Below are 12,473 nucleotides of genomic sequence, written 5' to 3'. Positions count from 1 at the left end.
GGAATTCTGCTAATGGAGAACAAAAAACGCCCCGCGGCCTGCGCGGAGCGTAACTTTCGTTTTCCTACGCTGGCATTATCCAGATCAGGTTATGGGTTTCAGGCATCAATCCGCCTGCTCTCAGCCGGGAAATACCCAGCACCCCTTTTCTATTTTGGGATTATCATACAACAGCGCGTGTTATTTGTCAACCAGAAAATCACGCAGCTCTTCGACCGAGCCGACGAAATTTTCCGCGCCCTCGCGCTCCATTTCCTCCTGCGAGCCGAACCCGTACAGAACGCCGACAAAATCGGTTCCGGCCCTGCGCGCGCCGCCCGCGTCGTACTTGGTGTCCCCGACCATGACCGCGCGGGACGCCGGCACGCCGGACTGCTCCAGAACCGGCAGAATCAGATGTTCTTTTCCCCTGCCGGATTCGGAATCGTCTTCGGTCGAAATATAATCCATGGGCTGCGCAAGACCGAAATGATCTAAAACCCGCTTGGCCGGGGTCGCCGGCTTGGAGGTTGCGACCGCAAGCAGGACGCCGCCCGCCTTCAGCTGCGCCAGAAGATCCATAATGCCGGGGTAAACCGAATTTTCATACGCGCCCCGGCTGTTATAATAATCGCGGTAGAACCGGATGAATTCGGAGACGGCTTCCTCATTCATTTCCGAATACGTCTCATTGAGCTTGTTCCGGACCGGGGGGCCGATAAATTTGCGCAGGGTTTCCCGCGGCGGAACCGGCCAGCCGATTTTTTGAAAAGCTTCCTTCAGCCCGCCGGTGATCCCCGGCGCGGAATCCGTCAGGGTGCCGTCCAGGTCAAACAGGACGAGGTCATGACGAAAGCTCATTCGGCCACCGCGCTTTTTCTTTGGTCGGCCTTTTGCAGAAAGCGGTCGCTTTTCACGCTGACGCGTTCATGCGTGCCGGTTGCAATCACCCCGGCGTTGTCCCGCGCTTCCAGGCGAAAGCGAAATATCCTTTTTTCATGCTCCAGCAGCTCGGCGGTCACCGTTACGGCGCAGCCCGGCGCGGTCGGCGCGAGGTGCTCCACGGTGATTTTCGACCCGACGGTCGTTTCGCCGTCCGCAAGGAATCCGGCGGCAAGCTCCATCGCCGCGTTTTCAAAAAAGGCCGAAACGGCGGGCGTTGCCAGCACGGGCAGCGCCCCGCTGCCCATGCGGGAGGCAAGCAGTTCCTGCGTGACGGCGTATTCTTTCGTCAATCGAGTATCCGGCATTGTAATTTCCTCCAGTTGCATGATATAATAATATGATTTCTTTTGTGCCCGGAAAGAACGGGCACGGTATTCTACTTTATTATATCATATCCAAAAAAGGATTTCATCCTTGACCGCCGGGAAATCCGCGAGGATTTCCTTGCGGCCGGTTATTACCCAAAGGGAGGCGCCTCCATGCCGGAAAGCATCACCGCGCCGAACGGACGCGGAAGAATTCACCTGATGGACGAGCTCCGCGGATTCGCCGTGTTCTGCATGGTGTTTTACCACGGATTTTATACGTTCGGCTATCTGTTCGGAAATAATATCGGCGTTTACTTTTTCAATTTTTTTATGCCCGCCGAACCTTTTTTCGCCGGGATGTTCCTGTTTATTTCGGGCATCGCCTCGTATTTGACGCACTCCAACCTCAGGCGGGGGACGAAGCTGCTGGCCGTCGCGCTCGGCGTGACGCTGGTCACCCGGATTTTCGTGCCGGAGGACGTCATCACGTTCGGCGTGCTGCACTTTCTTGCGGTCTGCATGATCCTGTTCGGCTTTTTGAAGCCGTATGCCGACCGGTTCCGTTTTTCGTGGATTGCCGTGATCGCCTGCTTCGCGCTGTATTTTCTGACCCGCGGCGTGCCGCGCGGTTTTCTGGGCTGCGGACCGGGCTTCGGCATTCCTCTTCCGGGCGGGCTTTACACGTTCGCGTGGCTCGCGCCGCTCGGCTTTCCCGGCCCCGGCTTCAAAAGCTCCGATTACTTTCCCGTTCTGCCGTGGATTTTCGTTTTCGCGGCGGGCACCTTTGTGGGCAAGCTGGCAAAGGCCGGCCGTTTCCCGGAGATCGCCTACCGCCCGCAGGTGCCGATTCTTTCGTGGTTCGGGCGTCACGCGCTTGTGCTGTACCTGTTCCACCAGCCGGTCATCTACGGCCTGTGCCTGCTTCTAAAACCGCTGGCGCCCTATCTTTCCTGAAAACCGGAGTTATCCGGCGGTAATTTCGACCCGGTTGCCGTCCGGGTCAAGAACGCAGCTTTCATAGTAACCGTCCCCGGTCCTGCGGGGCCCGCTCACCACGGGCACGCCCTCCTCCTTCATGCGGGCCGTCAGATTATCCACCTCCCGCTCCGATTCCGTGGAAAACGCAAGGTGCGCATAGCCCGCCGTGAATTCGCGCCGGACGGTTTCGTTCAGGTTCCGGCTGTGCATCAGCTCCAGCCTTGCGCCGGACTCAAAGCTGATAAAACGGGAGGAAAAACCTTTCGACGGATTTTCATATTCCGGCCCGGCTTTGCCGCCGAACCACCTGCAGTAAAACTCTTCCAGCTTTTTCAGGTTCTGTGTGTAAATCGCTGCGTGGGTAATCGTCATATTCCGACTCCTCCGTTTTTCCCCGCCCCTGAGCGCGGGAGTATTGATTTTCTATATATTACCACATTTACTGTCCCAAAAGAACGATAATCTTACGATTTTTGGAGGGATTCCATGAATCCGACCCTGGAATTGACACGACAGTTCGGCCTGCAGGAATGGCAGGTGAAAAACATCGTCGAGCTGATCGACGCAGGAAACACGATTCCGTTCATCGCGCGCTACCGCAAGGAGGCGCACGGCTCGCTGGACGACCAGAAGCTGCGGGAAATCGCGGAGCGGCTGGAATATCTGCGCTCGCTGGAAAAACGCCGGGAGGAAGTCGGCGCGCTGATCGGGGAAACCGGCCTTATGACGCCGGAGACAGCGGCGGCGCTGCAAAAGGCGGAGACGCTGGCGGAAATCGAGGACATTTACCGCCCGTTCCGCCCCAAACGAAAGACGCGGGCGTCCGTCGCAAAAGAAAAAGGACTGGCCCCGCTCGCGGAGCTGATTGAAAAGCAGGGCCCCGGCGAACCGCTTTCTTTTGCAAAGCAGTACGCCGACCCGGAAAAAGGAGTCGATACGCCGGAGGACGCGCTCGCCGGCGCGCTCGACATCATCGCGGAAAACGTCTCCGACAACGCTCAGATCCGCCGCAGGCTCCGCGTCGTGACCCTCGCGCACGGGATTCTGGTTTCAAAAGCGGCGAAGCCGGACGAGGACAGCGTTTACGCTCCGTATTACGATTACCGCGAGCCGGTGAACAAAATCGCGGGGCACCGCGTGCTTGCCGTCGACCGCGGGGAAAAAGAAGAATTTTTAAAGGTTTCCGTCGAGCTGGACCCTGCCCGCGGGCTGAACATCGTGTTTTCCGAATGCGTCCGCGGCGATACCGCCTGTGCCCGCGCGGTGCGCTCCGCCTGCGAGGATGCTTACACCCGGCTGATTTTTCCCTCCATCGAGCGGGAAATCCGCAACTCCCTGACGGAAGCGGCGGACGAATCGGCCGTTAAGGTATTCGCGGTCAATCTGCGGCAGCTGTTCATGCAGCCGCCGGTGCGCGGCAAAATCGCGATGGGCCTTGACCCGGGGTACCGCACGGGCTGCAAGGTCGCCGTGGTGGACGCGACCGGACGCGTACTGGACACCGGGGTCATTTACCCGACCCATTCGCAGGCGAAGGTGGAGCAGGCCAAAGAAACCGTCCGCCGGATGATTTTGAAGCATCATGTGGAGGTCATCGCCATTGGAAACGGCACCGCGTCGCGCGAGACGGAGCAGTTCGCCGCCGAGGTCATCCGTGAGCTGGACGCGGGCGTTTCCTACATGGTGGTCAGCGAGGCGGGCGCGTCCGTCTATTCGGCGAGCAAGCTGGCCGCGCAGGAATTCCCGGAATTCGACGTAACCCTGCGCAGCGCGGTCTCGATCGCGCGCCGTTTGCAGGACCCGCTGGCGGAGCTGGTCAAAATCGACCCGAAGGCGGTCGGCGTGGGCCAGTACCAGCACGACATGCCGAAAAAGATGCTGGACTCGGCGCTTTCCGGCGTGGTGGAGGACTGCGTCAACTCGGTCGGCGCGGACCTGAACACGGCCTCGCCGTCGCTTCTGGAGCATATTGCCGGAATCACTGCGGCGGTATCGAAAAACATCGTGAAATACCGTGAGGAAAACGGTGCGTTCCGCGCCCGCAAAGAGCTTTTAAAGGTACCGAAGCTCGGCCCGAAGGCCTTCGAGCAGTGCGCGGGATTTCTGCGCGTTCCCGAAAGTGAGAATATTCTGGACCACACCGCCGTACACCCGGAATCCTATGACGCGGCGAAGGCGCTGTTAAAACTGTGCGATTACAGCCCCGCAGAAGTAAATCGGGGAAGCTTTCCGGGGCTTGCGGAAAAGGTGACGCAAATCGGAAAAGAAAAAGCCGCGGCGGAAGCCGGGGTCGGCGTGCCGACGCTGATGGACATCGTCGCCGAGCTGCAAAAGCCGGGCCGCGACCCGCGCGACGAGCTGCCGAAGCCGCTTCTTCGCACCGACGTGATGAAGCTGGAGGATTTGAAGCCGGGCATGGAGCTGACCGGCACGGTCCGCAACGTGATCGACTTCGGCGCGTTTGTCGACATCGGCGTGCATCAGGACGGGCTGGTTCACGTTTCAGAGGTCTGCGACCGGTTTATCAGGCACCCGTCGGAAGTCCTGAAGGTTGGGGATATTGTCAATGTCCGCGTATTGTCGGTCGACGTGAAGAAGCAGCGCATTTCCCTTTCGATGAAGCAACAGAAGAAAGTTTGATTCTGCCCTCATGGCCGCACGGGGACACAAAGCGGCTTGAGCAGCCGGGCGCGCGGCACGAGAAGACTCTTCCTTGCGGTTTTTTCCACAAAGTTTTATAATATGGTTGAAAATATTTTTCCGCGAAAGCGGGATGCCCGAATATCCCGGTGCGAAAACGGCGCCGCCGAAAAAACACACTGAAAAGAGAGAGGATTCACCGATGAAACTGGGTATTGTAGGACTGCCGAACGTCGGCAAAAGCACGCTGTTCAACGCGATTACCAACGCGGGCGCACAGGCCGCGAACTATCCGTTCTGCACGATTGAGCCGAACGTCGGCGTGGTCGCCGTTCCGGACAAACGCCTGGATCAGCTGGCGGAGATGTACCACCCGAAAAAATACACACCCGCAACGATTGAGTTTGTCGATATCGCCGGGCTGGTGCGCGGCGCTTCCAAGGGAGAGGGCCTCGGCAACAAATTCCTCGCCAACATCCGCGAATGCGACGCAATCGTGCATGTGGTGCGCTGCTTTCAGGACGACGACATCGTGCATGTGGACGGCAGCATCGACCCGAAGCGCGACATCGAAACCATCAACACGGAGCTGATTCTCTCCGACCTTGAGGTGCTCGACCGGCGCATCGAGCGCACACAGAAAATGATCAAGGCCGATAAAAAATATCAGGCGGAGCTGGATTTCTTCAAGCACGTCAAGGATGTTCTGAACGAGGGAAAGGCCGCGCGCACGGTCGAATGCGAGGAGGATCAGGCGGAGCTGCTCGCTTCCGTCGCCTTGCTTTCGAATAAACCGATCATCTATGCCGCGAACATGAGCGAAGGCGATTTTTCGGCGGGCGTGGAAAAGAATCCGTATTTTGGGGTGGTAAAAGAATTCGCCGAAAGCGAGCACGCGGGCGTGCTGCCGATCTGCGCCGAAACAGAGGCGCAGATCAGCGGCTTGGAACCGGAGGAAAAGGTGCTGTTCCTTGCCGACATGGGACTCGATGAGTCCGGTCTGGACCGCCTGATCCGCGCCTGTTACTCGCTGCTGGGGCTTATCTCGTTCCTGACCGCCGGGGAACCGGAGGTCCGCGCGTGGACGATCCGGGAAGGGACCAAGGCCCCTCAGGCCGCAGGTAAAATCCATACGGATTTCGAACGCGGATTCATCCGCGCGGAGGTCGTCGCTTACGACGACCTGATCGCCTGCGGCTCCCTTGCCGCCGCGAAGGAAAAAGGGCTTGTCCGCAGCGAGGGCAAGGATTATGTGATGAGCGACGGCGACGTGGTGCTGTTCCGCTTTAACGTCTAAAATCCGGGACGCAAATCGTCTTTCGCGCTACGCGGCCTTGAGTATTAGAAACGAAAAGAAACAAATTTGGTTCTCAACTTTAGAACCTTCAACTGAAGGTTACGGGGCACTCAGCCCCGGGATTAGGCCAAGTGGGGCCAAAAGCCCCAATATTTGTATGAAAAACAAGGAGAAACCGGATGCTGAAAATCGGCTGCCATCTTTCCGCCGCGAAGGGATACGCCGCGATGGGCCGCGACGCGCTTTCCATCGGCGCAAACACGTTTCAGTTTTTTACGCGCAATCCGCGCGGCGGAAAAGCCCGCGCGCTCGACCCGGAGGACGAAAGCAAATTTCTTTCTCTGATGCGGGAAAACAGGATGGGCCCGTTTGTCGCTCACGCGCCCTATACCATGAACGTCTGCTCCGGCGACGAAAAGACGCGCGCGTTCGGGCGGTCGGTTCTGGCGGACGATCTGGAGCGGCTGGAACGCCTGCCCGGAAATTTCTATAACTTCCACCCGGGCAGTCACGTCGGGCAGGGCGCGGAGGAGGGAATCCGCAGGATCGCGGACACGCTCAACGAAGCGCTCACGCCGGAGATGAACACCACGGTTCTGCTGGAAACCATGGCGGGCAAAGGAAGCGAAGTCGGCCGCAGCTTTGAAGAGCTGCGCGCTATTCTGGACCGGGTGGAGCTTTCGGAAAAAGTGGGCGTTTGCCTGGACACCTGCCATGTGTTCGACGCGGGGTACGATCTTGTCGGCGACCCGGACGGGGTGCTCACGGAATTCGACCGCGTCATCGGTCTCGGGCGGCTGAAAGCCGTCCACCTGAACGACAGCAAAAATCCCCTCGGCAGCCGCAAAGACCGCCATGAGCTGATCGGCAAAGGGCAGATCGGGTTCGGGGCTTTGCTCCATTTCGCGCGTCATCCCGCCGTGCGGGACCTGCCGCTGATTCTGGAAACGCCGAACGACCTTTCCGGCCACGGACGGGAAATCGCGGAAATCTCGCTGGAATGGAAAAAACTCGACAAATCTTTGTAATATTTATACTTTTCTATACAATTTGTATTTTTTCAGCCCTGTTTCCAATCAACACGTGAGCCTCCGGAGCTTTTCCGGGGGCTTTTTTTTACAGGCCGCGCAGCAGCCTTTCAACCTCGGCGCCGATTTCCTCGTCCGTGACCTCCAGGTTTTCCTCCTCCAATGGCTTCGAACAGCGCGGCCAGGTCTCCGCCGCCCAGATATTTTCGCGCGATTTTTGCCCCTTTCACCGCCAACAGCTCCTCGTTCCCGCAATTTAATTCTATTCTGGCATCCAGCGGGCAAAATTGCAAGAAACCGGATGAATTTTTCACGGATTTTGAATAAAAGCAGCTATGAAATTAAAAATATTAAAAATAAACTTAAAAATATTGATTTTATAATTGACATTTTTAAGAATAGTGATTATGATAGTATCAGATCGAAGAACGGAGGATGATCGCATGGCATATTCGGCGCCAACCAAATGTTCCGTCTGCGGGTCAGAACTGCAGATCACGCGCCTGACCTGCCCGAACTGCTCGTCGGAGATTACGGGAACGTTCGCTCCCTGCCGATATTGCTCGCTGGACGAAAAGCAAAAGCTGTTTCTCGACACATTTTTGAAATGCCGCGGGAATATCAAAGAAGTGGAACGCACGCTGTCTGTTTCGTACCCTACGGTGAAAAACATGCTCGAAGACCTGCTTGCGGCGCTGTTCCCGCAGGACCCGCCCGCACCGGCGCTTCCGGATACGCAGGAGGTGCTGGACCTTTTGGAACAAAAAAAAATCACGGCACAGGAAGCCGCCAGACTTCTTTCCGGTAAATAATCCGTATCAAAACAATTTTCAAGGAGGAATTCCTCATGAACGGCAATGAAAAAACCCGCATTTTAAACCTGCTTCGCGACGGAGCGATTACAACCGAGGAAGCGGAGCAGCTTCTCGACGCGCTGGAAAAGCGCGAGCAGCCCGAAGAACCCGCCCCGGAGCCGGTCGTTTTAAAAGACAATCGCGGCCGCAAGCCGAAAAAGCTGAGAATTCTGGTCGACAGCGACGAGGCGAATAAAGGCAAATCGAAAGTGAACGTCAGCATCCCCATCTCGCTGATTCGCGCCCTTGGCCCGATTGCATCCTCCAGCATTCCGAAAAAGACCAGACTCGAGCTGGAACAGCAGGGCATCGATGTCGCCGCGATCCTTTCGGAAGTCGAAGAGCTGATTGAAAGCGGCACGGATGAAGATTTCATCAATGTCGATTCCGGCGACGGCGAGGGGGAAGGAAACTCCAAGGTAAGGATCTATGTGGAATAGGCCTGCAATGGTGCTGTGGGTTTCGGTGCGGATCCAGAATCCGCCCGGAAAACGCAGATTCGCGTTCGGCGTGCCTGTGCCGACGCTTCTGCTGTGCCAGTGGGCCGACATGGCGGAAGACGTGCTGACGGCGGCAAAGTGGTTCCCCGGCGTTCGAAACCGGCTGGATTTCATTCCGGCCGCCGCCATCGCCGCCGCCATCCGTCAAACCGCGCGGGAGCTCTCCCGCTCCGGCCCGACGGACCTTGTCGATGTGGACGTGGAAAGCCCCGGGGGGCACCGGGTGCAGGTGAAATGCCTGCTTCGCTGAAAGACGGTTTTCCGCCGGCAAACCGCATTCACCCTGTGCGGTACCGGTATCTGATTGATTTGGAGGGCAAAACAACAATGAAACTCTTTGTAAAGTGGCTGGTCTGCGCCGTTTCCCTGTTCCTGACTTCGCAGATTTTCCCCGGCCGGTTCGTCCTGTGGGGCGGACTTCCGGCGCTGATCGCCTGCGCCACCGTTTTGTGGGTTCTCAATATTTTTCTCCGCCCGCTGCTTCAGCTTTTGGCGCTGCCGTTTTCTCTGGTGACCTTCGGGCTGTTCAGCCTCGTGGTCAACGGGGTGGTGGTCGCTCTGGCGGCCGCGCTGATTCCGGGCATCGCGATCCACGGGCTGTGGGTGTGCGTCTTTATTTCGCTGCTGATCTCACTGGGAAACATGATGTTCGCGCACAAGGCCCGCTGAATAAAACCGGCCGGGGCCCGCGGCGGGGCGGACACTCTGCCGCGGCACGGCGGCCCGGTTTCATAGAATAAAAAACTGAATCACACTGGAAGAAAGCAAACCAGCGCGCAAAGCGAATTTTGCGCGGGAGCATCAGGTTTTATCAAAACGATAAAGCTGTCGGTTCGTGCGCCCTTTTTCAGACCAACATTCAGCCATTTTTCGGAATTTCTGTAAGTTTCAGGACTTGTGAAACGTGTGCTGACCGGTCGGCGCGCGGCCTGTAACTCAAATTAGCAATTCCCCAAAAATTGAAAGGGTGAAAATAACGCATATGCAAAACAGTAAAAAATTATGGAATAAAGACTTTTTAATCTTATGGCAGGGGCAGCTGGTTTCGACGGCGGGCGACGCGGTTTACAGCATCGCGCTGGGGTTCTGGGTGCTCGCCGTGACCGGCTCCACCGCGATGATGGGCACGCTGATGGCGGCCTCCACATTGCCGGGCGTTCTGATTTCTCCGTTCGCGGGCGTTTTAATCGACCGCGCGCATAAAAAAAGGCTGTTTATCGCAATGGATCTGCTTCGCTCTGTGTGCATCCTGCTGATTGCCGGCGCGGCGTGGAACGGCGCGCTCCAGGTCTGGATGGTGTTCGCCGCCGGGATTATCCTGAGCCTTTGCGGCGCGGTGTTCAGCCCCGGGGTTCTTTCCTCCGTGCCCGACCTGGTTCCGCAGGAAAAAATCGCGAACGCCAATTCCGCGTTTTCCATCGTATCGACCGGCTCCAACTTGATCGGCAGCGTCGCGGGCGGATTTCTCTATCAGGCGCTGGGCGCGCCCGCGCTGTTTCTGTTCGACGGCCTGTCCTTCCTGTTTTCGGGCGGCTCCATGGGCTTTGTCAACATTCCGGACAGCAAACAGGTGAAAAAGGTCAGCTTTCTTCAGGATATGAAGGACGGCTTCCGGTATATGTGGCGCTTTCCCGGCATGCGGCTGGTTCTGCTGGCAGCCGCGATGTGCAACTTTTGTGCCTATATCGGCATTACGCTGATTCTGCCGTTCTGCAATAATTCTCCGGTTCTCGGCGCTTCCGGCTACGGCATGATCATGGGCAGTTTTATGGGCGGCTCAATGCTTGGCTTTCTTCTGTTTTCCATTGTGACGCTGAAACCGAAAAGCATCGTCCCTGCCTACCTTGCGGCATGTCTTGTCAGCAACCTGAGCTTCATCGCGGGCATTTATCAAAGCGCCGTGCCGCTCATGATTATTCTGGTTGCACTGGGCGGATTTGCAAACGCGCTGATTAACGTGCTGTTCATGGCGGCGGTGCAAACTTCTACCGCGCAGGAGATGCGCGGAAAGGTCATGTCGTTCATGATGATGACGGTGCAGGGACTGACCCCCATCGCGATGGCGCTGGCCGGTGCGCTGGGTGAAGTGTTTCCTCTGCGTGCCGTAATTTCTTCCGCGTTTGCCGTTTCTATGTTTTTCTCGCTGCTGATTGTCGCGAGCCGCTCTTCCCGTGAGTTTATCGTTCCAAAAAGCACGGCGCCCCGGGATGAACCGCAGGCGCCCGGCGCGTGTACGACCGAAGCCGAATCGGAAATCGCAGAGGAATGATTTCCCATTCCCGTGAATTTCCTGTTCCGCCCGCCATATAATAATAGAACACGGGAAATGAACGGGAGCGGGAGAGAATTCGCTTGAAAACCATCCTGATTCGAATGAAGTCGCGCGCAAACGGCGGGGCCGCGCCGGAACGGCGCGCCCGGCGGAGGGAAACCCTGCTGGGCGCGCTGGTTCTGGCGGCGGCGCTCGCCCTGTTTGTCCTTTTGACGGCGGCGCTGTGCCGTCCGCTGGCGGTCATGCTTTCCGACCCGGCACGCCTGCGCGCCGTCGTTCGGCGTCAGGGTGCTTTCGGCGTCCTGACGGTCTTCGGCCTCGAGGTGGTACAGGGGTTCCTGCCGCTCCCGCTGGAAGTGACGGCGGTCGCGGCCGGTTATCTTTTCGGGCCGTTCGGCGGCTTTTTGCTGACGCTCGTTTCCGTCGTATGCTCTACCGCGCTGATTTTTACCCTTGCCAAGCTGTTTGGGGAGCGGTTCTTCCTTCTCTTATTCCCGCACGGGGAAAGCCCGTGGATTCTGCGCGACGAAACGGCGCGCCGCCTTGCCACATGGACCGTGTTTTTGATTCCCGGCCTGCCGAAGCGGCTGTTCATTCTTTCCGCCGCTTTCGTGCCGCAGAGGTTTTCACGTTTCCTCGCCATTTCCACGCTGGTCCGCGTCCCGGCGCTGCTCTTCTGCTCGTTCGGCGGGCACGCGCTCGGCAGCGGAAACTACGCGCGGGCGATTCCGCTGCTCTGCGTTGTCGCGGTTCCCGCCCTCGCGGCGTTTTTCATCTACCGCTCCGCCACCGCGCGGAAAAAATAGCTTCCGTTAAAATTTTATTGAATGAACATTATTCATTGACAAAACATCGCCGTTGTGCTATTCTGGTTTTATCCCGAAGGAGATGACGCAATGACGCGGATTACGAAAGAGCCGGAAGAGCGCAAACAGGAAATTCTGGACGCCGCAATGAAGCTGTTCAGCGAAAAAGGGTACGATAAAACCTCCATCAGCGACATCGCGGAATCGCTAAAGATCGCGCAGGGCCTTTGCTACCGCTATTTTCCCTCGAAAGAAGCCCTGTTTGAGGCGGCGATCGACCACTACGCCGACATGCAGGTCAGCAAGATGCTTCCGATTCTGTGCGACGGGAGCAAAACCCCGCGCGAAAAGATTCTTTGCTCGCCTGCTTACCCGCAGATCGAAAGCGAGGGGAGCGATTATTACCGCGTTTTTCACGGCGAGGGAAGCCGCCCGTTCCACGACCGTCTTTCTCTGCGCCTGTGTGAAAAGTTAACGCCGTTACTGGCGAAACAGCTGCAAAATGCGCAGGAAGCCGGGGAAATCCATGTGGATGACGCGCGCACGGCGGCCAGTTTTTTCATTTACGGGCAGCTCGGCATTCTGTTGTCGCATGACCTTGCTCCGGAGGAAAAATCCCGCCGCATTCGTCAGTTTCAGCTCAAGATGCTGGAATTGTTTTAACGCGGACGGATCCGTTCGGATCTATTTCCGCGCCCCGCCGGCGTGCATGCAGCTCCGCCGAAATAGAAAATCCTTTCGTTTTTGAAAGGTTTTTTTGCCATTTTGTTGAATGATATTCATTCATATAAATTTTCTTCTCCTAGAAAACCTTATTTGTATTTCGGAGGAAAGACGATGGTTCGCTTTTTGATGAATGGCGTTCA

The 12,473-nt window shown here is 57.3% G+C and carries 14 protein-coding genes and 1 riboswitch; of the genes, 11 read left to right on the top strand and 3 right to left on the bottom strand.

Annotation, left to right across the window (positions count from 1 at the left end):
• Positions 1-44: 44 nt before the first annotated feature.
• Positions 45-156: riboswitch (TPP riboswitch) on the bottom strand.
• A gap of 24 nt (positions 157-180) precedes the next feature.
• Both CAFE_RS08275 and CAFE_RS08270 read right to left on the bottom strand, forming a co-directional pair.
• Positions 181-840, bottom strand: a complete 660-nt coding sequence (locus CAFE_RS08275) for an HAD hydrolase-like protein (protein WP_156990332.1) — start codon at positions 838-840, stop codon at positions 181-183.
• On the bottom strand, positions 837-1,229 hold the full coding sequence (locus CAFE_RS08270) for a thioesterase family protein (protein WP_083210080.1): 393 nt from the start codon (positions 1,227-1,229) through the stop codon (positions 837-839). The genes CAFE_RS08275 and CAFE_RS08270 overlap by 4 nt, the downstream gene beginning before the upstream one ends.
• A gap of 174 nt (positions 1,230-1,403) precedes the next feature.
• Here CAFE_RS08270 and CAFE_RS08265 point away from each other — a divergent pair, with 174 nt between their 5' ends.
• Positions 1,404-2,186 carry a DUF1624 domain-containing protein gene (locus CAFE_RS08265; protein WP_066645858.1) on the top strand — a complete coding sequence of 261 codons (783 nt, stop codon included), beginning with the start codon at positions 1,404-1,406 and terminating at the stop codon, positions 2,184-2,186.
• Positions 2,187-2,195: 9 nt separating this feature from the next.
• Here CAFE_RS08265 and CAFE_RS08260 read toward each other — a convergent pair whose 3' ends face one another.
• Positions 2,196-2,582, bottom strand: a complete 387-nt coding sequence (locus tag CAFE_RS08260; protein ID WP_066645552.1) for a VOC family protein — start codon at positions 2,580-2,582, stop codon at positions 2,196-2,198.
• A 114-nt stretch (positions 2,583-2,696) separates the two neighbouring features.
• Here CAFE_RS08260 and CAFE_RS08255 point away from each other — a divergent pair, with 114 nt between their 5' ends.
• The 10 genes from CAFE_RS08255 (at position 2,697) to CAFE_RS08210 (ending at position 12,270) form a co-directional block, all read left to right on the top strand.
• The gene (locus CAFE_RS08255) at positions 2,697-4,850 is read left to right on the top strand and encodes a Tex family protein (protein WP_156990331.1); all 2,154 of its coding nucleotides are present in this window, start codon (positions 2,697-2,699) and stop codon (positions 4,848-4,850) included.
• Between the two features lie 202 nt (positions 4,851-5,052).
• The gene (gene ychF, locus CAFE_RS08250) at positions 5,053-6,147 is read left to right on the top strand and encodes a redox-regulated ATPase YchF (RefSeq protein WP_156990330.1); all 1,095 of its coding nucleotides are present in this window, start codon (positions 5,053-5,055) and stop codon (positions 6,145-6,147) included.
• Between the two features lie 179 nt (positions 6,148-6,326).
• Complete coding sequence (locus CAFE_RS08245) at positions 6,327-7,175, top strand: deoxyribonuclease IV (RefSeq protein WP_156990329.1); 849 nt, start codon at positions 6,327-6,329, stop codon at positions 7,173-7,175.
• A gap of 443 nt (positions 7,176-7,618) precedes the next feature.
• Positions 7,619-7,987, top strand: coding sequence for a DUF2089 domain-containing protein (locus tag CAFE_RS08240; RefSeq protein WP_066645545.1), 369 nt, complete (start codon positions 7,619-7,621; stop codon positions 7,985-7,987).
• Positions 7,988-8,022: 35 nt separating this feature from the next.
• Positions 8,023-8,469, top strand: a complete 447-nt coding sequence (locus tag CAFE_RS08235) for an SHOCT-like domain-containing protein (protein WP_066645543.1) — start codon at positions 8,023-8,025, stop codon at positions 8,467-8,469.
• A complete protein-coding gene (locus CAFE_RS08230) occupies positions 8,459-8,779 on the top strand; it encodes a hypothetical protein (RefSeq protein ID WP_156990328.1) in 321 nt (106 codons plus the stop codon). The genes CAFE_RS08235 and CAFE_RS08230 overlap by 11 nt, the downstream gene beginning before the upstream one ends.
• Complete coding sequence (locus tag CAFE_RS08225; protein ID WP_156990327.1) at positions 8,764-9,198, top strand: phage holin family protein; 435 nt, start codon at positions 8,764-8,766, stop codon at positions 9,196-9,198. The genes CAFE_RS08230 and CAFE_RS08225 overlap by 16 nt, the downstream gene beginning before the upstream one ends.
• 313 nt (positions 9,199-9,511) lie before the next feature.
• Positions 9,512-10,798 (top strand): MFS transporter, encoded by a 1,287-nt coding sequence (locus CAFE_RS08220; protein WP_156990326.1) that lies wholly within the window; start codon positions 9,512-9,514, stop codon positions 10,796-10,798.
• Positions 10,799-10,881: 83 nt separating this feature from the next.
• Positions 10,882-11,607: a TVP38/TMEM64 family protein gene (locus CAFE_RS08215; RefSeq protein WP_156990325.1), complete on the top strand. Its 726-nt coding sequence runs from the start codon at positions 10,882-10,884 to the stop codon at positions 11,605-11,607.
• A 90-nt stretch (positions 11,608-11,697) separates the two neighbouring features.
• Positions 11,698-12,270, top strand: a complete 573-nt coding sequence (locus tag CAFE_RS08210) for a TetR/AcrR family transcriptional regulator (protein WP_156990324.1) — start codon at positions 11,698-11,700, stop codon at positions 12,268-12,270.
• The last annotated feature ends 203 nt before the right edge of the window (positions 12,271-12,473 follow it).

It is taken from the genome of Caproicibacter fermentans (assembly GCF_009746625.1).
Taxonomy (GTDB): Bacteria; Bacillota; Clostridia; order Oscillospirales; family Acutalibacteraceae; genus Caproicibacter; species Caproicibacter fermentans.
Note: the sequence above shows the minus strand (reverse complement) of the source record. Positions and strands in the feature narration are given on the sequence as shown.